Here is a 20899-nt window from a genome sequence, read left to right on the forward strand (position 1 = left end):
AGAATCGGCAATTTGTCTGCGTTAGCATGCGAACGAGCTCACATGTGTGGCTCAACTCGAAAATTGTCTTTTCACCCCGGGAGTTCGGATGTCAACCTCAGCCGGCGCCAAGGGCGCGCGAGAGCCAGTCGAGCCCCTGGCCGGAATCCGCGTCGTCGATCTATCCACCACGCTGCCTGGTGCTATCTGCACCCAATTCCTGGCCGATGCCGGCGCAGATGTCGTGATGCTCGAGCGGCCCGGCGGCAGCCCAGTGCGCACACAGCGCGGTTGGCCGGCGCTAGGGCGAGGCAAACGCAGCCGGGTCGCCGATTTGAAAACCGGGACCGGCGCGGCTTTGCTCGACGAGGTGCTCGCGGCCGCCGACGTCCTGGTCACCACGTTCAGCCCTACCGGGCTTGCCGACATCGGCGTCGATTCCGCGGAGTTGCTCGCCCGTCATCCGAAGCTTGTGATCGCTCACATCACTGGGTGGGGCCGAAGTGGTCCCTGGCAGGATTTCAAGGGATACGAGGGTCTGGTGTTCGCGAAGGCTGGCCTGTCGCACGCCGTGCGCCGCATGTCGAATCCGCCGCAGGCGTCGTTTGTCACAGTTCCCTACGCGAGTTATGCCGCGGGACACATTGCCATCCATGGCATCTTGGCTGCACTGCACGAAAGGCGCCGCAGCGGCATCGGGCAGATCATCGATGCCGATCTGGTTCGCGGCGCTCACGCCATCGATGCATGGAATTGGTTCGGGGAGATGGTCGGAATTCGGTGGCCCGAGGCCTACAACACCGTGGAGGCGTGGACCGCGCAGGGCGATCCGCAGAGCCCGATGCTGTTGGCACTTCTGGCCGGCCCTACCAAGGACGGTCATTGGCTGCAGTTCGCCCAGGTATCTCCGCACTTGTTCCAGGCGATGCTTACCGAGTTCGGGGTGCTTCCCCTTCTCGCTGATCCGAAGTTCAAAGGCTTTCCCGCACTGGAAGATCCGGCGTTGTACAGGGAAATCTGGGGCATCCTGCTATCGAAGATCTCAGAGCGCACGCTGAACGAGTGGCAGCAATGCTTCGATGCAAATCCGAACCTTTGCGCCGAGCTGTTCCGCTCTGGACCACAGGTCTTCGACCATCCGCAGCTGGTTCACGACGGGCGTTCGGTCATCGTGAGCGACCCCGACGTCGGCTCGGTCCGCCAGCCCACCACCCTGATTCACACCCCTAATGGACCATTGCGGCAACCGTCTCCCGCACCCCGCGTCGACGACGCTGCCGCTGGCGGCTGGCGGTCGCCGGACCCGGTCGCGCGGCAGAGCGGCGGCGAGACAAGCACCCAGGAGTCGCCGCCCCTGGCGGGAATCACCATCCTCGAGTTCGGTGAGATGTTCGCCGCGCCCTACGCATCGAGTGTCCTGGCCGATCTTGGTGCTCGCGTCATCAAGTTCGAGGCCATGAAGGGCGATAACATCCGATCCCTTCTGCCGTTCCCGGAAGCCGCCGGCGCCAAGGTGATGCAGGGCAAGGAAAGCATCCAGGTGGATTTGCACTCTGAGGAAGGTCGCCACGTCGCTCACCGGCTGGTCGCCTCCGCCGACGTCGTCCTGCAGTCGATGCGGGCGGGAGCCGCTGACCGGCTTGGCATCGGCACGGCTACGCTGCTCGCGATCAACCCGGATCTCATCTGCGTGTCTGCGCCTGGATACGGCAACGATGGCCCCTATGGCGATCGGCCTGCCTACGCCCCTAGCATCGCCGCCGCCGGCGGTGTTGCGCTGACCAATACTCCGGATGCCATCTGCGCGACGGCGGGTCTCGACGACACCATGTATCACGTGCCACGGGTGCTGACCGCCGGGACGGCCCCGGAGCTGCAGTGCGATGGGCTGGCGGCGCTCGCCGTTGCCTCTGCAATTCTCACCGCCGTTGTTGGCCGCGACCGGGGGCACACGCTCAGAGACGTGCGCACCTCGATGCTTGCCACTGCTACACACGTGCTCACCGACTGGGTCGTCGACTATCCGAACGCCGCTGAGCCGTTAACACCGGCGCATGGGGGCAGAGGGCTGTCGGCGCTGTACCGGATGTACGACGCCGGCAAGGGACGCGTATTCCTGGCAGCGCCGCAGCAGAAGGAATGGCAGACACTCGTCGCGTCGCTGAGCGACTTCACCGACTTGGGTGACGACGAACGGTTTTCGACACCGGACGGGCGGAGGGAGTTCGATGAGCACCTTGCCCAGCGGTTGGCCACGGTGTTCGTCAAGGAATCCGCTGAAATGTGGGAGAAGCACCTCAGCGCTGCCGGCGTCGGATGCGTAGAAGTCTATGAGGGCGCCCCCGCGCGGCTTATGCAGGTCGACGCGCAACTCGCGGCGGAATACACGGTGCAGGCGTCGAGCCCAGTATTCGACGAGCACCTCCGGCTGTCGCCGTTGGTGGGAATGAGTAGGTCATCCACCCAGGCGGCGGGTGGGGGCCTCGCCGGCCAGCACACCTCTTCGGTGCTTCGGGAGTTCGGTTACGATGACGCCACTATCGCGAATTGGCAGGACGCCGGTGTAATCCACTGTGGCTGAGACAAAGACGGTCGATCGCTCGCTGGAACGACAGCACATCATCGATGCCGCGTATCGGTGCCTGGACCGCAATTCCGGTTCTTCGACGTCCATCACCGAGATTCTCGACGAGGCCGGGCTAGGCACCCGGGCGTTTTATCGGAACTTCGGTACCAAACACGATCTCCTGTTGGAGATGTTCCGGCGGGATCGGGAAGCGGTGCTCGCGCAGCTTCGTGAGATCATCGCGCGCGCCGAAACTCCGATCGAGGCGCTGCGCCTCTGGATGACTCACATGTTCGGCCTCGTCTCGGATCCCCGTAAACGCAAGCGGGTGGCCACCTTCTATTCCGAGGAGATGCGCCGCACGCCTGGGTATCAACGCGAACTGGAGCTTTTCGCGACTGCAGAGGAGGCCGCACTCGCCGCCATCCTGCACCAGGGGCGGGCGGACGGAACATTTGTTGCATGCGCGCCAGAATCGGACGCCCGCTCGATACGCGCCGCCTTTGAGGCCGCATTTCTCAACCGGTTTCAGCAGAAAGCGACCACGGATGCTGCCGAGGATGTGGAGCAGCTGCTGGGATTTGTGTTACGCGGTCTTGGGACCGTAAACGCCGGTGCGCCATAGCATTGCCTGTCGCGCGGGGCAGAGTGTGGTCATCTTCGGGAATGGGAGTGCGCATGGCCAAGGTCATAGGTTTCGTCGGTGCGGGGCAACTCGGAGAAGCTATGGTTTCGCGGTTACTCGGGGCGGGCCACGACATGCTGGTGTACGCCCGTCGACCCGAGGTGCGCGAATCGGTGGCATCCCAAGGCGCGACCGTGGCCGACTCGGTGGCCGACCTGGCCCGGCAGAGCGACATCCTGATCTCCTGCCTGTTCTCTGACGCCCAACTCAATGAGGCCGGTCTCGGACCCGACGGCTTCATCGCTAACGCCAAGCCAGGCTCGATATTCGTTTCACACACGACCGGCACCGTGGCCACCCTGACTGCGTTGCGGGACAGCGACCCCTCCCCGCCCGTCATCCTTGATGCTCCTGTCAGCGGTACCGTCGACAGCATCGTCGCCGGTAACCTGACGGTGTTGCTCGGGGGACCGAGCGATGCGGTGGAGCTGGTCACGCCCGTGGTGGCCGCGTATTCCGATCCGATCGTGCCGACGGGCGAATTGGGTAGCGCCCTGGCCATCAAGCTTGTCAACAACCTGTTGTTCTCCTGCAACGCTCAACTTCTGGCTGCAGCAATACAATTGGGTCAAGCACTTGGTGTCGACCGCGCGTCACTACTCTCGGCGCTACAGGTCTGTAGCAGCGCAAGCCACGTGGCTGCGCAGGCCCATCGCGTTGGCGGAATCGAGAACTTCGCGGAGCGAGCGACGCCGTTTCTACGTAAGGACATCGCCGCCGCATCGGCGGCGGCAGGCGAGTCGGGCGTCGATCTCGGTCTGCTGGGCATGGTCGTGGCGGCGGGCCCTTTGGACCTCTGACGTGATTGGCGCGCAACAACATTCGCGTCACCGCATCGGTGCCGACCCCGGGTCGTGACCACGATGATCGTCGAAAATCTAGGGGTGTCGAATTGATCGAGAAACCCGTGGAACGTCGCATGATCGTTCGTTAGTCAATCAATGGTTGACTAACGTCGGGCGCCCGGCTTACTGTGACGGACGTCGCACCGCTACGACGGTAGGAGCACGTCCATGCACGTGAAGGTCGAGAAAGCCTCTATCTGGCTCGGATTGGGCATGACGGCTGCATTCATGGTCATGTTCTGGTTCATCGCAGGGGTCATCCCGCCGCTGAACCCCAACGACACCGCGGAGCAGACCGCGCAGATCTACACCGACAGACAGCTGCGCATGCAGATCGGCTTCGCGCTGATGATCTTCTTCGCGTATCTCTACGCGCCGTTCTTTGCGGTGTTGTCGCGTCAGGTGCGGAGAATCGAAGGCTATTGGGGTGCTATGTCGGTCACCCAGATCCTGCTGAGCGTGACTTTCCCGTTCGGGTTCTCGTTGTGTTCGGTCTTCGCCGCTCTCGCCGCCTACCGCCCGGAGCGGAATCCCGATGTAACTCAGGCGCTTAACGATGTGTTCTGGTTCATCTTCGTCGGACTGGTCGGGCCGCTCATCACCCAGGTGGTCATCGTGGCCCTCGCCACGTTCATCGACAAACGCGAAGTTCCCAGCTTCCCTCGGTGGTTCGGCTACTTCAACATCTGGTATGCCGTGCTTGGTGTGCCTGGTTGTGCGATCTATGTGTTCAAGACCGGGCCGCTGGCGTGGAACGGGATATTCGCCTTCTGGATTCCGCTGACCGTCTTCGTCATCTGGATCATCGTTACGGCTGTGGTGCTCTTGAAGGCGACCGACATCGAAGCCGTCGAACGCGAAAAGGCTGCGGCGGAACGGACGTGGGAACCTGCGGCGTGAACCAAGTGACTCTGAGCTCGGCCGTCGACGACGGCCCGATTGCGAAGGCGGCTCGCCATGTTCCGGGCGAGCCCGGCGTGTGGATCTTCCTGTTCGGCGACATGGTTGTGTTCGGGATTTTCTTCGCGACCTTCATGTACCAGCGATCCTTGGCTCCAGAACTTTTCGACCAGTCGCGTCACGCCCTCAGCATCGGCATCGGCCTGACCAACACGCTCATCCTGCTGACCAGTTCGCTGTTCGTCGTAACGGCGGTGCGGGCGATCCGCAATTCCCAGCGTCGGGCCGCGCAGGCGCTACTCGCCGGCGCGCTCGTGTGCGGACTGGCATTCGTCGGATTCAAAGCCATCGAATACACGGCCAAAGTGTCGCAAGGCCACGTTCCGACCGAGAACAACTTCTACCTGTATTTCTTCATCCTGACCGGGCTGCACCTGTTTCATGTGCTGATCGGCTTGGTCGTGCTGATCCTTCTGTACACCCAAGCACGTCGCACCGAACTCAGCGCCACCAGAATGACCTTCGTCGAGGGCGGGGCGTGCTTCTGGCACCTTGTCGACCTCTTGTGGATCGTCCTGTTCCCGTTGCTGTATCTGGTGAGTTGACCGATGACCCTTTCACTTCTACGCGCCAAGTCCACCTTCGTTTGGCTGGCGCTCGTCGCCGTCACGATCCTCTCGTGGGCGGTGGGCGCCGACCACGAGGTCGGCTCGGGCATCGCTGTGGTTGTTCTCGCTCTCGCGGCGATCAAGGTGCGGTTCGTCGGTCTGGATTTCATGGAGTTGCGCGACGCGCCGCTCCTGTTGCGCGGTGTCTTCGAGGCATACTGCATCATCTTGTGGATGGTTCTCGCCGGTATGTATCTCCTGCTCTGAGGAATTCGCGATGGCTGGTCAGACGCGACGTGTTCGGCGCGGCAGCGCTCCAGGACTACTCGAGGAGGCCGCTCGTGAGGTGTTCGCAGAGCGCGGTTATGACGCGACAACGCGCGAGATCGCCTCGCGCGCAGGCGTATCCCATGATCTGATCTTTCGGTACTTCGAGAGCAAGGAAAAGCTCTTTTTCGATGCCGTGGCGACACCATTGCTCGATGCTGTAGGGGGACTGCATCAACAGTGGCTCGATGATCCTGCCCTGACGACGATGGATCACGACCGCCTGGTGCGGCGCTTCGTCACCGGCTTCTATGGATTCATGTCGGAGAATCAGCCCATCGCACGCGCGATGGTGCACCTGTTCGTTAGTTCCTCGACTGAGGGAGCACTGCAGCGCTTCCGCGAACTAATCACTGAGACGCTGGGGCCCATGATCGCGCCCGTGGGCGGATATCTGGCGGCGCAGGGTCTTCGGCACTCGTCGACGGCGCTGCAGTTGCGGCTCATGATGCTGTTCGTCGGAGTGACAGCGACCTTCCTTCGCGGCACATATGCCACCGATGACGACGTCCCGGACGCCGAGGAGATCATCGACGAATTGTCGAGATTCATCTCGAACGGTCTGCGCGACCGATAAGCATCGACGCCTGCGACCCCCCGGACCAGGGACGGGGTAATCGTTGCGCGGCCGACCTCGTCACCCGTCCTCGCATCCCCCTTACGGCCCAAAAAAAGAGATAGATAGTTATATAATTATCTGATACCGTGACCTGGTGTCGACGATCCTCAGAGCCCCGGTATGGTGTGCGGACGTCGGATGCCCGCCGCTGGTGGCCATGGCCGGGAATCGAAATGGTTGACACCGAGTTGGCGTGGGAACTGGCCGATGCTGCCCGCGGCCATCTCGATGCCTGCCAGCGCGACAGGGTTTATATCGACATCGCGGTAGGTGACGCTTTCGGGACCGTGACGTTTTTGCTTCATACGATCGTGCGGGACGGGCTCCCTGTTCGGGCTGACTTGGCGCCGAAACTCTTGCGGTGGATTGCCTCCTACAATGACCATCCCGCCCAGGCGCACCTTCGTTACCTCGTCGGACGTGTCAGGATCCAACCTTCTCATCCGCCCAGGGGTGTCCCCTCGCCCCCGGTACGGTTGGCGGCGCTGAGGCGTCACGCCTCATCCGGCTCCAAGGGGGAAGTGGTTAGTAATGACGATTTACGGCGGTAATGATGTGGACACTCATCACCAGTGATGGCCGGCGGCTAGCGAACATCCGCTCGGAGGAAGATGCGCGCCGTAGTGTGCATGCGCTGGGGACTACGCAATTGCGCGGCCCTTTTTCGTGGGACGTTATCGACAACCAGGGGCGTCGGTTCGTCGCGGAGATCAGGCATCGGGTCGGTGTGCGCGGCAAGTAGGCAGCGGCGCGGGACTCAAGGTCGGACCGGACGGAACAAGGGGAGCCACACCCGGTTGTCCTCTTCATCAGACATCGCCAAATAGTAAACTATTTATCGCCGTGACAAACAGCTGGTGGCGCCCGAGCATCGCTAGTTAGCGCAGCGCGTGAGCTTTAGCCGACCTGTGTACTGACCCGACCTGGGCCCCCACGGCACGTAGAGGAACCGAGATGGCAGACGATGCAACCCGCTGAGGCGGAAAATAGCCAATCAACGCCCACCATCGATGGTGGGGTGCAAGAAGGTGAATCCGCGGTTGCTGAGCCTGCTGCGTCCGCCGGCGATGACACCTCCGATTGGGGAGAACGTGAAGCCGACGTAGCCGCTGACTCCGAGGAAGCCGCATCGGCCAAGCCGCGGATGTCGCACGTGCGGCTGGCGTTGATCGCCGGTCTGGTTCTGGTGGTCGCACTGGCGGGCTTGACGGGTTGGTTGGGCTTTCGCGCGTATCAGTCGCATCAGGCCGATGAGCAACAGAAGCTGTTTCTGTCCGTCGGCAGGCAGGGTGCGTTGAACCTGACGTCGATCGACTGGCAGCATGCGGACGCGGATGTGCAGCGCATCCTCGACTCTGCGACCGGCACCTTCTACGACGACTTCCAGAAGCGCGCTCAGCCGTTCATGGAGGTCGTCAAGCAGGCGCAATCCAAGTCGGAGGGCACCATCGCCGAGGCAGGGCTCGAGCCGCAATCCATCACCGCCAACGGTGCTCAGGTCTTGGTTGCGGTGACGGTCAAAACCTCCAATGCCGGTGCGCCCGACCAAGCGCCGCGCGGGTGGCGAATGCGCCTGACGGTGCAGAAGGTCGGGGATGAGGCCAAGGTCTCCAATGTGGAGTTCGTGCCATGAGTAACCACAGCCAAGACCAGACCACAGAAGAAGAGACCACTGTGCCTTCCGATACGGATACCGAGCAGGTCGAGGATGCGGTTGCCGAGGCGGACGCGCCCGACGACGCCGAAAATGTCGATGAGTCAACGGAACCCGCTGAACCGGACAAGCCCAAGCGGAAGATCCAGTGGGCGCGGGTTTTCGCCTTCGGGGTATTGCCCGCGATAGCGCTGCTGCTTGCGCTGGGTGCCGGATACCTGAAGTGGATGGACAATTCGGTGCGCAACGACGAGTCGGCGCGCGATGAGTCGCTGAAAGCCGCCAAGGACAGCACCGTCGCGTTGCTGTCCTACAAGCCCGACACCGTGGAGCAGCAACTCCACGCGGCACGCGACTTGTTGACCGGAGACTTCCGCGACTCGTACACCTCGCTGACCAACGATGTCGTGATCCCGGGCGCCAAGCAGAAGCAGATTTCCGCGGTGGCAACGGTTCCGGCGGCGGCGTCGGTGTCGGCGAATCCTCGGCATGCCGTGGTGTTGGTGTTCGTCAACCAGACGGTGATCGTCGGTCAGGACGCGCCGACCGATACCGCCTCGAGTGTGCGGGTGACGATGGACAAGGTCGGCGATCACTGGCTGATCTCGAAGTTCGACCCGGTGTAGCAGTGGTCGAACCTCAATGGCTCGACGTGGCGGCGCCGACCGTGCAGTTGCGCGCGTTGACGTGGGGTCCGGCGGATGCACCAGTAGCGTTGTGCCTGCACGGTTTTCCGGATACCGCGTACGGGTGGCGCAAGGTCGCGCCGACCTTGGTCGACGCGGGATGGCGGGTGGTGGCACCGTTCATGCGCGGCTACGCGCCCTCCTCGTTGCCCTCGGATGGCAGCTACCTGTTGTGAATGTGCCGCCGAAGACAAGTAGCCACGGTCCCGGGTGGCGCCCCCCACATTCCCGTGAACATCGCGCTGGCATCGGTGACTGGCGGGACCCACGTCTGAAACACCTCAGCCGGGCCCGCGACGTCTAACAGGGTCACACCCTCGTAGACGAGGATCGCGACCCGCCGTGGCACCGGCTTCGCGCTGCGACCGACGGTTTCCGGAGCAGCAGTCGGCCGTGGAGAGGGCCGGCGTTGTGAGGGCCGGGCGGTCACGGGAATAGCGGATGGGGGCGCACCCATCAGCCGATTATCGTCGGCTCTTTCAGTGTGATACCAGACTGTCCCGTTGGATGTTCTGATCGCACCATGGCCCGCGTCGGAATACTGCCGATGACGCCGTTGGCATTATCTGGGTGTCCCGCGGTTCTATGAGGCTTGCTTATTGCGTCCGCTCCGAAAGCTGGTCTCCGACAGTAAGAACATCGGCAACGGCGCCAAGCCTCCTTCGAAGTCCACGGTGATCGACCGGGGAACGTGAATGGCGTACACCAACGTCCGTGTTTCAGTACGGCTATCGCGCGAGATCGGCTGCACCGGCCAGGATGCGGCCCACAGTACTGTGGTGCACACCGCGCCGACGGCTGATAGTGCTTGGTGGGGTGCCAGCCGCGTGTTCGGCGAGAATCGCGGCGACTATCTCCGGGTCTTTGGATGTCGTCCCATTGCGGACAAGCTGATGCGCGGTGTGCCTCCATCGCCTGGTTTCGGTCTTGTTCGCCGGCACCGTGGCAGCGTCATTGACACTTGTCGCGACGTCGATCGTCTCATCTGCTGGGTGCGCGGGAACTGCGCAGGGCTCCTCGGCGAGTCGACCCGCGCCTACTGTCGCGCCATTGCAAGGCAACTGTTGTCGCGCTCGTGGCTTCGGCGGTGGGGGCACCACGGCTGGCTCATCTTCGACACACGTTGGCGGTGGATGTGCCGAATGAGTGGTTTCGGGCGTCAGTGACAATAGCCCGAAGGTCGCCTGGGCAATCGAAACGTCGATCGCGACCGGAAACAGCCACGCTCTGTCTGGCGGCCACCCGAGAATCACCGCGAGCGCGCGCAGCGCATCGAAGGAGAGAAAAAACGCGCACGCGGCGATGCCGATCGTCATCAACAGCCCCATCACGTAGGCCATGGCGAAACGGCGGGTCCGTAAGCTCAGCGCAACCGAATGTGTGGACCCCAATACGAAGGCCGGCGGCACGACAGATGCCACAGCCGCGAGCAGCCGAAAGCCGCTCGGCGCGACCAGAAGTGCGTGAGTGATGTTGCCGAGCACCGACACCGAGGTCGCGAAAACCAGCCAGCACCAATAGAACCGTGCGACACCACGGGCCGCGCCGCCAACCGCCGGAGTGGCTGCGGGGCTATTGCTCATTGACCCTTCTTTCGCGCGCATGACGAATCCATCTGCCGCCCTTGACATCTAGTGCCGTCAGCTATCCTGACTCGTAGTGCACCTGTTCCATACAGACAGGATGCCGATCTCACTTCACAATATTCGAGGCTGACGGCAGTTCCATGCACAAGTTCAAGCCCCCCAGCCGCCATCGACGACCGCGCCGTAGGCCCACCACTAACAACTGAGCGGCCCCACGCCGCCATTTGGTGTCGCGACCACGGCGGACTCTAAGGGATACTTGATGGGTGTCCGTTGCGCAGGCAGCTGCCGAAGTCCAGGCTGTGGTGGATCGCGCACGCTCATTGTTCGCGTCGTCCCCCGAGTCGGTGCCCCAGGCAGGTGCGCCGCTTCAAACAGCCGGGCGATCAGCCGCCGACGCAGGGGAGCGCGCGGCGGAGCTGTCCGGCGACTTGATCAATCGGCATCGTGACTTTGTCACCACCCAATCCCAGAGCCTGACGAATGCCAGTGGAACCGACTCCGCGTTGCAGACGCAGCTCAGCGCTGCGGCGATGGCGACCGAGACAGGCGCAAGCCAACTGGACGCGATCGCCGCACAAACACGCACGATCGCACAAGCTGCGGAGACAGCCCAGACACCCGCAGCGCAACGGACCATCCTCGCCGCGCTGCGCTCTCAGGTGGCCCAGGCCAACGAGGTCGTGAGCGCGGCCCGGCAGCAAGCCGGCGATGTCGCCGGACAGGTCCGCGCACTGAACTACGGGCACGGGGACGTGCCGCAAGCCCCACCGCTGGACGACCCGCCGCACGGCAAGGATCCGCGCTATTGGATTGACGTCACCAAGATCATTCACGTCCCCGAGGGGCAGAAGGCGCCCTCTGGATACACCCAGATTGGGCCCGACCTGTACTACCCCTACCAGGACAACTCACTGACGATGCACGACCCGCCGCCCCCGGCGCAGTACCCGCTGGACATCGCCAAGATCACGACGGTCAAACCCGGGGATCTCGGCCCCTACGGCACCAGCGAACTCGTACCGGGCGTCTTCGTTCCTGACCCGCGCCAGAGCTATCAGCCCGAACCTCCCTGGGGGACACCGCAACAGCCGATTGATGTCCGCGACATCATTCACGTCGCGCCTGGGCAGCTCGCCCCATCGAACTACGTCGAGTACCTACCCGGCTGGTGGTGCCCGCGGTACCACCAGCCGTAGAATCACCATCTGTCGAGATCGGTGAATTGACAAGGACGCATCTGTTGTTCGACAACGTTGTCAGTCGCACTTGCTTCGTCAGGCCAAATTGCACTTCATCGACTGAATCATCATCACGGCGGGGCCGCACTTCGGGGTTCGCCTGGCGGTACTGACGCCTCGCCGCGGGCGATTGCGCCGGCAATAGACTCGTGGTGGCGCAACTCTGGCTAGAGGGCGGTCCATTGAAAAATGACTGAATAATCATGCAGCACAGTGCAACTCGCGACGGTTAGCCGGTGCCGCACGTGCTGCTCACGTGCTGCGAGTGAATGCCATCAACGTCGGGAAGAGTGGATGTCGGTTGATGCACGCTCTTACGTACGACCGTCTTTGCGGCAGGGCACGTGCAACTACACAGCCGTAGCCAACGACCACCTCCGCGGTAGGAGATAACTGGAAGTTGACGGGCAGCTAGCTGTGAATTGCGCTAATTGACTGTGCCGTCACACTTTTGAAAGAAAGTCGACTCCCGACATGTGCAGGGACCACCGAGGTATTATTTGCTGGATCGTTGCATGCGCAAACGGGAGTTCCCGATGGTCAGATCCGTTCGGCCCTACCTCACTGCTGGACTTGTCATTGCGGGAGCAGGGTGTTGGCTCGCCGCCACCACCCACACCTCACCGCAGACTGCCACCAGGGCGGTACGGCTGGCATCGATCGAATCGACCCCGGTGTCGTCGTCACTTTCGCCGGGACACACCACCGTGTGTGACGGCGATCCGTTATGCATCATGACCGCGCACGGCATCGGCACCCCGCCGAAGCTGGCCGCGGTGCTGATGCCCGCAGCCGACCCGGCGGTATCGGCGAATGATCCGATCACGGCTTTCATCGCGGTGTTTGTCAGTAACGGCACTGCCGATCACCCCAACGCGGGTCTACTGATCGGCAACGGCTACCAAGGCGGACCCGGACGAAACGGTGGGCACGGCGGATTGTTGTCGGGTAGCGGCGGAGCCGGTGGCCACGGCGTGACTGGGATCAACGACGGCGCCGGCGGTAATGGCGGAAACGCTGGGTTGTTCGGCAACGGCGGCGCTGGCGGTAGAGGTGCCGATGCCACCGCCACCACAGCGGCCGGTCGGGGTGGTAACGGTGGAAACGCTGGGTTGTTCGGTAACGGCGGCGCCGGTGGTGCTGGCGGGCTCGGGGCCCCGGGCGCGCCGGGTGTTAACCCGACCCCGACCGGCGAGGTGGCGCGCGCAGGGGACAACGGCCACAGCGAGATCGCCCCGTTTGACTGTCTGCTGTGCAATCCAGAGTTCCCGGCGGAGGGCGGTGACGGCACGAGTGGCGCCGACGGCGTTGCTGGCGTCGGCGGTGGCGATGGGGGGCGGGGTGGTGGCGCGGCCAGCGTGCCCAGCGCTACCGGTGGCGGCGCAGGAGGAACGGGCGGAGCCGGTGGTAGCGGCGGAAACGGCGGCGCAGGCGGAACGGGGGGACTGACCGGCCACCCGGGGACGCCAGGCGCGACTGGAGCGACGGGCAACCCCGGAACCGACGGAGCCAAAGGGTCAAACGGCACTAACGGTGCCCCGGGCCAAGTCCGCCCACCCCTCTGACACAACTCACAGCGCCACCAGCCGTCCGCCATGGACGAATTCAACAGCTCCCCGCGCCGCCGGCAGTGCCCCCGCGCAACCAAACAGGGATAAGAACGCCCCGGCGGAGAAGGACGAAATCCCATGGCGCTCAGTCAAGGCGATGTCAGCACCATCAATGTCGTCACGCGGTGATCCTGGCGATCACAAGAAACGCGAGGCGACCCGTCACCTCACGTGACCTCGCCAGTGGCCTTTCCCGATTGTTCGGCTTGCGTAATCTGCTGCTGCGCCCAGCTCTGCACCGAGGACGCCGGAATCCACACCAGCAGCGCGATACTGGCCTCGGTCGACTGCCTAAACAGGAGCTCGAACTTGCCGCAACTGTAGTGGAAGTTGCCTTGAGTGACGTAGTAGGTGAGTTCCCGTGTTTCGAACAGAAACACCGTCCACTTGTGGGGGCTCTGCCAGAACGTGCTGGCTGGGTCCGGCTCGCCGACCTTGCTGAAGTCGAGGAAGAAGCGCAGCGGGTTCTGTTCGCTTCCGACTGTGCTCCCCGGCTGGTCGTATCGCAATGTGTTCCATTGCAGCTGCGGCTGTGTGGTGTCATCATCGACGAGCTGTTGCAGCTGCCAGAAGAAATTTGCGCCCGCGGTGGTGGCCATGTTCTGAAATTCCAGCATTCCGGTCTGGTCGCCGGCCTGGATCTGCCCCCCCACATTGGCCTGTCCCTCGATGGTGCCGTGCCCCTGCAGAATTCCGCCGGGGGCAGGAGAGGTGGTGCCGGCGGGGGCGATGGACAGGGACCCCCGCACTGTGCCACCGGTCAGATTGAGGGTGGCGCCCTCGGCCACAGTTACTGCGCTCGGCGCGATGCCCGAAAGTTCTAGGGTGGCAGTGCCTTGGACGATGATCTCGCTCGCGCCGGTGCCCGATCCGCCGGGGGCGCACGAAACCAGCGCGCCCTCGTTGATGGTGATCGGTCCGGTCAGAGTGCTGGAGTTGTCGGCTGACAGCATCACGGTGCCGGGCCCGAAAATCGTCAGTCCGTCACTGCCCCAGATGTTTCCGCTGATTTCCAGGGCACCACGTCCCGCGCTCGCGTAGAGGACGCCTTCGGAGTCGGCGAAACGAATGGCCGTTTCGATGATCGCGTTCTGGGCAGGCATCGTGTCGGCACCGTTGAGGATGACTCCGGGGTGTGCGCCGGACAGCACGACCGTGCCGCCCGGTCCGAGGACAGCGCCGGGCGCGTCGACTTCCAGACCGACGAGGGTGACTGTGCCGCCGTCGGGAATCGCCTGCTCGTCCACCACTTGATAAAGGTCGCCGGGTGCAACTTTGCCGATCGGCGTTGTCGTGGATAGAACGGTGCTCGCTTGGCTCAGGCCGATCGCCGAACCGTAGGTCAAGAATTTGCCGCACCCCAGACCGGTGTCGAGGCCGAGGATGTAGGCGGGCACGATGCCCTCGCTGTATCCGTCGATCAGGATGTTTTGGCCGTTGCCCAGCTGCGCGATGCCGGGGTAGGGGACCACGGCCAGTGAGCGACCGGCCAGTGTTCTCAGGCCGCCGATCTTGACTTGGAACTTGTTCGTGCCGTAGAGCGCAAGCGAACCGCCGCCGGATTCCAACGTCACACCCTCGCTCGGTGCGATGTCGACGACGACCGCATCAGCCGAACCGGGTTCGAGCATCAGCACGCCGCCGTTGGTCAGCGTCATGGCGCCGGTGCCGAATGGTGTGCCAGCGGTTTGGCTGCTGGCCAGTGTCCCGGCTATCACACTGTGGGCGCCGGTCAGTGCGTTGGTGTTGGCGAGCAAAAGGGTGCCTGCCCCCGTCTTTGCCAGGCCGCCCGCGCCCTGCAGTTGGGCGAGGACTTCGAGCTGTCCGCCGTTGGTGTTGATCGTCTTGATGGTGTCGATTTGCCATGGTTGCGGGTCGTAGCCGGAGGGCGGCGGACACGCCGACCTGTTGATCGCCCACGCGTATCCACCGGTAAGAACCGCCCATCGATCGGTTCCCAGTGTCGGTGTCACGATTTGGCAGTACGGCGGGCTGGGAAAAGGCAATGGTGGCGTTGTCGCGGCGACCACGACGGTCTGCGGGTTGCTGCTCGGGATGTTCGGAACATCGAAGAACGACGCCGGAAATGGATTGTTCAGCATCAGCCAGTTGCCACCGACAGGCTCAACGATCAGCGGGGTGAGGAAGTGGCCGCCGCGATGCAGCGGCGCATCGTTGACTTCGACATACCAAGCCACTCCGAACACCGCCAACGTGACGACGTCGGAATCCGGGGTGACGTTCGGTGTCAGCGCCGCCGCGAACCATTGCAGATCCGGCGCATCGGTAAACGACGTCGTGTACGGGACCGGATCCGATCCCCCGATGCCCCGGGCGGCGAAATAATCCTGCACCCCTTGTTCGAACATGTCCCGGCCGGTGCCGCCGCCGTCCACGGACGTGTTCATCAGTCCAGCCAGCACCTGCTCGAGGTTGAGCGCGGCTTCGAATGATTGGAGGTCGTCCGGGTCGTAGGCCGTCGGTGCAAGTTGGGTGAAACCGTTGGCATACGGCCAATAAATCCCCATCAGGGCCGCCGTTGGCCCGCAGTAGGTCAACCCGTCGCCGGGCAGATCCTGCCCGTATGCGCCGAAACCGTCCTGGATGATCGACGGTGTGTTGTTTATCGGGTTAACGGAGGACTCCGTGTGAGCATCGGTAATCGCCATTGATCTCCCCTTACCGCAGGCATCGCGATTTGCAGAGTAAACCTGAATTAGCAAGCCCGACAGTGGATTAGCCCGACAACCCGCACGAGTCGTTGACGTGTCGCAACGGCATGCTTCGACGCCGTGTCGCGGCAGTTTCGCTACTGTCTGGCCGGCAAGCGGCTCGCCACGCCACACTGACCTGTCACGAGGCCACCTGCCTGGTAAACTGCACCACTGGCGAATTGAGGCGGCGTCGCTATTCGTCGGCATCTGGTGCCAAAACACCCGAAACGGTTGATATAATTGACGTTTGGGAAATGCGGTCAGTTGAGTGTTTGCACCTCACGGCCGAGGCGCTGGGCGATCTCGTCTAGCATCGTGCAGTCGCCGATCTCGGCTCTCACGGCGTGGATGTCGATGAACATTGCTATGCCTCCAAGCTTGGCTGTGTCTGCGAAATCCTATCGGCGCCGGGTGTATCGGTTGCCCCCTGATAATCGCGACGAGGCGGTCCGCCGGCGCGTTCGCCGCCGGTTTCATCGGCTACGTGCACGAGTGGGGTGATCCCGCGGTCGGGGCATGCGGCTTCGCTGCGCCCTAGACGCCCCCGTCGTAGTACGACCGGGCCACGATCGCCAGCGCGGAATGCGGTCGCCCCTCAGCAGAGTGGTGGCTCGATTCCTCAAAAAATTCTCCTTCAGAAAGTGTGGGAATTGGTGCGGCTAGTCGCTCCTAGGACGTGAACGCAGCCCACAAGGGGCAGTGACCAGTCAAGGAGAACACCATGAACACCAACCACAACAGTTCATTACGCCGCCGCAAGTTCGCAGCGGCCACCATGCTGCTCGCCAGCAGTGCCATCGCTGTCAGCGCCCTCGGGACGGCCGCATCCGCTAACGCCAGGTTCGACACCGACAAACTCAACAAATTTTATGACTGCGTTTGGCACGCACAGCAGATCTCTGTGCCCGGCTACGACCGCAATGCCCTCATGGAGAGCTGCTGCTTCTCGGCCGGCGGCGCCCCGAGGTACGACGAGGACGGCAATTTCTCCGAGTGCTACACCGGCGACGATGCCGCGGGTAGACCGACGACGCCGCCCAAGCCGGGAACCGTCATCGCGGGACACCCGCCAACCAACGTCGGAGGTTTGCAATAGGCCGCCATTTCACGGAGCCTTCCGCGCTTGGTCGCTGTCGATTACAGCCAGTTGACCCGGTACAGCGACGGCCCTTGATTCAGGTGGCGACAGGTGGATCCGTGCCCTACACCCATTACGGGTGATACCCCGGTGCACGGGACCTCAACCCAGCCCTCGAGGGCCGACAGCGGCGCCCGTTCGCAGTCGCATTGCGTGGATCATTCAGGCCCGCCCAAGTTGGGTGGGATCAGCCAGATTCGACTGTAGCGCCACATCGGACGCCGCATCTGGTGCACGGCGCATTGCGCTACCGACCCTAGGATCGGTTGAGTGAAGCGCCTTCGTGCCTGGCCGCAGTCGGTATAGGTGACATGAGAGCCATCCCATCCCGGCGGTGCGGCGAGCACCATCGCCGTCGTTGCGCCGCTGCGCGGCGCATGACACCTGTCATCGGCTAACAGCAGTGACGAAGCCATAGGAGTGTCGTATGCGACCCGAAACCCACGCCCCGGTAGGGGACAGAGCGCAGCAGCTGCGAGGAAGCCGAATCCGCAACGGCTGCCTGGGATTCGGTGTTACTGCGCTGCTCGGCGCGATTGCGGTCGGCGTCTACGGGCTGAGTTCCAGTCAGGCGCACTGCCTTGACCGTTGTGCCGCGCGCACAAGCTTCGCGGCGTGGGGTTGGGCGGCGGTCAGCGCGTCGGTCGTGCTGGTTACCGCGGCCGCGGTAGTCGTGGCACGGGGCCGCGACCGCGGTCCGCGCGAATCGGGCATCGACGCCGTCGCTTGGCTATCGACGATGTATGTGATCAGCGCCGCGGTGGCGGTTGTCGCGCTGGCTCCGTGGGCTGTGCTGCATGATGCGCTGACGCTGGGACCGCCAAGCATGCAGGGCCCTGCGGTGGCGGGCGCCGTCGTGCTCAGTGTGCTGGGCGCCCTCGCATTGGGACTTGGCCGGCGCGCCCTGTTGGAGTCGCGGAAGGCGATGCGGCGCAGCCGCGTTGGCGGCAGCGTGCTAGCGCTTGTCGTGATCCTCGCGCTCAGCGCGACGGGGTTGCACGCTGGCGACGACGGCCGCTTCGTCCAAGCTGACACCGCAGACCCGGCAGCCGTCTCGCCGACGCCGGCGCAATTCGGTCAGCAGCGCTTCCACATCAAAATCGGCGACCTGTCGGGTGCCGATGTCTCCGCCCTCGATCAGACGCAGTTCCAGTTCTTCGTCGCCGGAGCCGGTTTCGTCGTCTTCGATGGCGTCGGTGGTGAACTGGTTGCCTACGACTCCGCCGGCCGACAGCGCTGGCATTACCGGCGCACCGGTCCCGACGCGGTACGCGTACGGGCGGTGCACGCCTACGACGGAGGAGCCACCCTGGTGGCCCTTCTGTACAACGGAAATGCCGGCCCCGACGCCCCCGAGACATTCGTCGGGTTCGACGCTGTCACGGGCCGCCAGTTGTGGAGCGGATCCGGTGAGCTTCTCGAGCTCGCCTTCGGCAATGTCGCTCACCCGGGCCCGTACTTTGTTGCGCGCCAGAAAGACTCGTGGACCTTGGTCGACGCGCGCACCGGGCGGCAGGTGTGGCGGATGCCCAATCCACAGACGTGCGGAGACAATTCGGGCGATATCTACGCCGTCGGCGGTCTGCTCGTGGAGGCCTATGGGTGCCAGGATCACGAAGACGTCGTCGACACGCTGCTCACTGTGGAGGCGGCCACCGGCAAGGTCGTCCGTCAACAGCAGCTGCGCCGCATCGACGCGGCCAGCGGGCCGGTCGACATCATCGACATCAGTCGCGGCGGGCGCGACGGAATTCTGTGCATGGTGAAATGGGTCGACGGCCGGCGCAGCACCCTCTACGCCAACGCCGTCACAGGCCAGATCGTCGACCTCGGAGATCGCCTCGCGCGTTCCGACACCGTCGGCGACGGGAACTTCTTCGCGCTCTCGTTCACCACACACATGTGGGACATGTTGGGCACCAACGCAGTTGTGCATTGCACGCTGCCCCCCTCTGAAGGGCAGAGCATCGACGAGTGGATGGACGTCGGCATCGCCTGGTATCCAAACCAATTCGCCTACGTCGCCCCCGGAGGGCGGTTGGTAATCGCCGACCGCGATTCCTGTCAGACCCTGACGACCGTGCCATTGTCGGGTGACCCGTTCGCGCTGCGCGTCGCGGGCGGCGTGACGCTGCTGGTGAGTGGCGAAGGCGCCGACTTGTATGTGACGGGATACGCACCTAACAGCCCGGCCGCATAGAGCACCAGCGCGCATTACAGCCCCAAACGCCGCACACCATCAGTGCGGGGCCGGTGCACGAAAGAGCCGTTCGCACAGCACAACTCGCGTGCCACTGTGCCGACAAACGCAGCATGGAATCGTGCCGGCCAAACGGTGGCTGCGCGAAGGGGACGCAGGCTCATCGTCTCCGCGTAAGAAGTTGGCTTGTGAGTCGCCGTCTGTCTGGAAGGTAAGCGGGTTTCGCCGCTGGCTGTTGCGGTGAGATCGCGATCGGAAAGGGAGGACCTTCCGGAGCTTGGAGATGCCGGCGCAAGTCGATGTCGGTCGACAACTGGCGGTTTCGGACGGGGGAGGCCGTCCGCAGCGTCTAGGACTGCGAGGTTGCTGTGTGGGACCGCGGAGGAGTACGCGGCAATGATGAAAACGCAACGAAATCTCGTTGAATGTGCAATAAATACGCCGCCGCCGTGATAAGGATGAATGCCGAGCATGTCAGGTCAGCTAAGTAGCTAAGGGATCGCTGATGCCCAATTTGATTCGCCCGTCCGTCACTGCTGGGATCGCGATCGCCGGGGCCGGGGTGTGGTTGGCCACCGCTCACGGTGCGCCTGCACCATCGGGCAGCCCGGCGGTGCAGCTGGCGTCGGTGCAGTCGATGCTGCCCCCACCGCCGCTGTCACCACCAACCAATGTCGCCTGCACCGGCGTGTTGGTGTGTGACCTTGTTGGCAGCAGCGCTTCTGGCCCCAGCCCCCGCGCGCTTGTCGCCGCGGTTACGCCCGCCGTTGATCCGGTTACAACCGATCCGCTCGACGCGTTGGTAGGGGCGTTGTTCAACAGGTGCGGGCTTATCTGCAACGGCGCCAATGGCACCGCAGCCAACCCGAACGGCCAAAACGGTGGCTTGTTGTTCGGCAACGGCGGCGCGGGTTTTAGCAGCACCACCGCGGGGGTGGCCGGCGGCAACGGCGGCAACGGCGGGTGGCTGATCGGCAACGGCGGCAACGGCGGGGCTGGCGGCCAAGGCGGCAGCGGCGGCGCCCCCGGCACACCCGGCGCCGGCGGCAGCGGCGGCACCGCCCACAACGACGCGGAAGGACCGGCCACTAACGGCACGCCCGGGAGCACCGGAAAGACCGGCACCGCCGGCAGCACGGGCACCGCGGGCGCACACGGCTAGCGTGAACTCCTCGGTACTCAACTCGAGATAATCCGTGTAGTACCTCGTGGCCGAAACCATCTGTGCCACAGGCCGAATCGCCATCTTGTTTTAGCGCGCCTGCCGCCACCGGGTCCTGAGCGTGTCGCGCGAGAGACTCCACCACCGCACCGGCGAAGATCTGCATCGGCGCTTCCGGCGCGCGGGGCTTAGCCGCGCCGACACTGACTATCAGCGCACCGGTCGGCACCGGCAAAGACACCGAACACGCTGTCTACGTTGCTAATTCATGGCGACTCATGCGGGCGTTCGCCGAACAACTCGGCGACGTTGACGGTTGGCTCGCCGACCTAGAGACTCTGCAATCCAACCTGAGCAACGAAATCGCCACCGCAGATGG

17 protein-coding genes and 1 pseudogene are annotated in these 20899 nt (G+C 63.7%); 15 read left to right on the forward strand and 3 right to left on the reverse strand.

Annotated features, from left to right (window positions below; all coding sequences use genetic code 11):
* Positions 1 to 88: 88 nt before the first annotated feature.
* The 7 genes from GGC64_RS30480 to GGC64_RS30510 all read left to right on the forward strand — a co-directional run bounded on the left by GGC64_RS30480 (position 89) and on the right by GGC64_RS30510 (position 6487).
* Positions 89 to 2560, forward strand: coding sequence for a CoA transferase (locus tag GGC64_RS30480; RefSeq protein ID WP_192726308.1), 2472 nt, complete (start codon positions 89 to 91; stop codon positions 2558 to 2560).
* Entirely contained in the window at positions 2553 to 3170 is a 618-nt protein-coding gene (locus tag GGC64_RS30485) for a TetR/AcrR family transcriptional regulator (RefSeq protein ID WP_192726309.1), read from the forward strand. Before GGC64_RS30480 ends, GGC64_RS30485 begins: the two co-directional genes overlap by 8 nt.
* A 53-nt stretch (positions 3171 to 3223) precedes the next feature.
* A complete protein-coding gene (locus tag GGC64_RS30490; protein ID WP_192726310.1) occupies positions 3224 to 4030 on the forward strand; it encodes an NAD(P)-dependent oxidoreductase in 807 nt (268 codons plus the stop codon).
* 213 nt (positions 4031 to 4243) lie between these two features.
* Complete coding sequence (locus GGC64_RS30495; RefSeq protein WP_192726311.1) at positions 4244 to 4975, forward strand: hypothetical protein; 732 nt, start codon at positions 4244 to 4246, stop codon at positions 4973 to 4975.
* Entirely contained in the window at positions 4972 to 5580 is a 609-nt protein-coding gene (locus GGC64_RS30500; RefSeq protein WP_370582418.1) for a cytochrome c oxidase subunit 3, read from the forward strand. Before GGC64_RS30495 ends, GGC64_RS30500 begins: the two co-directional genes overlap by 4 nt.
* A gap of 3 nt (positions 5581 to 5583) precedes the next feature.
* Positions 5584 to 5850, forward strand: a complete 267-nt coding sequence (locus tag GGC64_RS30505; RefSeq protein WP_192726312.1) for a cytochrome C oxidase subunit IV family protein — start codon at positions 5584 to 5586, stop codon at positions 5848 to 5850.
* Between the two features lie 10 nt (positions 5851 to 5860).
* On the forward strand, positions 5861 to 6487 hold the full coding sequence (locus GGC64_RS30510; protein ID WP_192726313.1) for a TetR/AcrR family transcriptional regulator: 627 nt from the start codon (positions 5861 to 5863) through the stop codon (positions 6485 to 6487).
* 149 nt (positions 6488 to 6636) lie between these two features.
* Here the strand turns inward: GGC64_RS30510 and GGC64_RS30515 are convergent, their stop codons facing one another.
* Positions 6637 to 6834, reverse strand: a complete 198-nt coding sequence (locus GGC64_RS30515; RefSeq protein ID WP_192726314.1) for a hypothetical protein — start codon at positions 6832 to 6834, stop codon at positions 6637 to 6639.
* 659 nt (positions 6835 to 7493) lie between these two features.
* Here GGC64_RS30515 and GGC64_RS30520 point away from each other — a divergent pair.
* The 3 genes and pseudogenes from GGC64_RS30520 to GGC64_RS30530 form a co-directional block, all read left to right on the forward strand.
* Positions 7494 to 8162, forward strand: coding sequence for an Mce protein (locus GGC64_RS30520; RefSeq protein WP_225952647.1), 669 nt, complete (start codon positions 7494 to 7496; stop codon positions 8160 to 8162).
* Entirely contained in the window at positions 8159 to 8809 is a 651-nt protein-coding gene (locus GGC64_RS30525) for a hypothetical protein (protein ID WP_192726315.1), read from the forward strand. The genes GGC64_RS30520 and GGC64_RS30525 overlap by 4 nt, the downstream gene beginning before the upstream one ends.
* Positions 8810 to 8811: 2 nt before the next feature.
* Positions 8812 to 9036: pseudogene (locus GGC64_RS30530) on the forward strand (alpha/beta fold hydrolase); the annotation flags it as partial.
* Positions 9037 to 9597: 561 nt separating this feature from the next.
* Here GGC64_RS30530 and GGC64_RS30535 read toward each other — a convergent pair.
* On the reverse strand, positions 9598 to 10452 hold the full coding sequence (locus GGC64_RS30535; protein ID WP_192726316.1) for a DUF2637 domain-containing protein: 855 nt from the start codon (positions 10450 to 10452) through the stop codon (positions 9598 to 9600).
* Positions 10453 to 10721: 269 nt separating this feature from the next.
* Here GGC64_RS30535 and GGC64_RS34885 point away from each other — a divergent pair, with 269 nt between their 5' ends.
* Both GGC64_RS34885 and GGC64_RS35205 read left to right on the forward strand, forming a co-directional pair.
* Positions 10722 to 11654 (forward strand): DUF4226 domain-containing protein, encoded by a 933-nt coding sequence (locus GGC64_RS34885; protein ID WP_370582421.1) that lies wholly within the window; start codon positions 10722 to 10724, stop codon positions 11652 to 11654.
* A 578-nt stretch (positions 11655 to 12232) separates the two neighbouring features.
* Positions 12233 to 13261, forward strand: coding sequence for a hypothetical protein (locus tag GGC64_RS35205; RefSeq protein ID WP_192726317.1), 1029 nt, complete (start codon positions 12233 to 12235; stop codon positions 13259 to 13261).
* Between the two features lie 212 nt (positions 13262 to 13473).
* On the opposite strand, the gene GGC64_RS30550 is transcribed toward GGC64_RS35205, so the two are convergent.
* A complete protein-coding gene (locus GGC64_RS30550; protein WP_192726318.1) occupies positions 13474 to 15975 on the reverse strand; it encodes a hypothetical protein in 2502 nt (833 codons plus the stop codon).
* Between the two features lie 766 nt (positions 15976 to 16741).
* Between GGC64_RS30550 and GGC64_RS30555 the strand changes: the two genes are divergently transcribed.
* The 3 genes from GGC64_RS30555 (at position 16742) to GGC64_RS35210 (ending at position 20520) form a co-directional block, all read left to right on the forward strand.
* The gene (locus tag GGC64_RS30555; protein WP_192726319.1) at positions 16742 to 17116 is read left to right on the forward strand and encodes a hypothetical protein; all 375 of its coding nucleotides are present in this window, start codon (positions 16742 to 16744) and stop codon (positions 17114 to 17116) included.
* A gap of 469 nt (positions 17117 to 17585) precedes the next feature.
* Complete coding sequence (locus GGC64_RS30560; protein ID WP_192726320.1) at positions 17586 to 19358, forward strand: PQQ-binding-like beta-propeller repeat protein; 1773 nt, start codon at positions 17586 to 17588, stop codon at positions 19356 to 19358.
* A 505-nt stretch (positions 19359 to 19863) separates the two neighbouring features.
* Complete coding sequence (locus GGC64_RS35210) at positions 19864 to 20520, forward strand: PGRS repeat-containing protein (protein ID WP_304611135.1); 657 nt, start codon at positions 19864 to 19866, stop codon at positions 20518 to 20520.
* Positions 20521 to 20899 lie beyond the last annotated feature (379 nt).

It is taken from the genome of Mycobacterium sp. OAS707 (assembly GCF_014873705.1).
In the GTDB taxonomy this organism is placed as follows: domain Bacteria; phylum Actinomycetota; class Actinomycetes; order Mycobacteriales; family Mycobacteriaceae; genus Mycobacterium.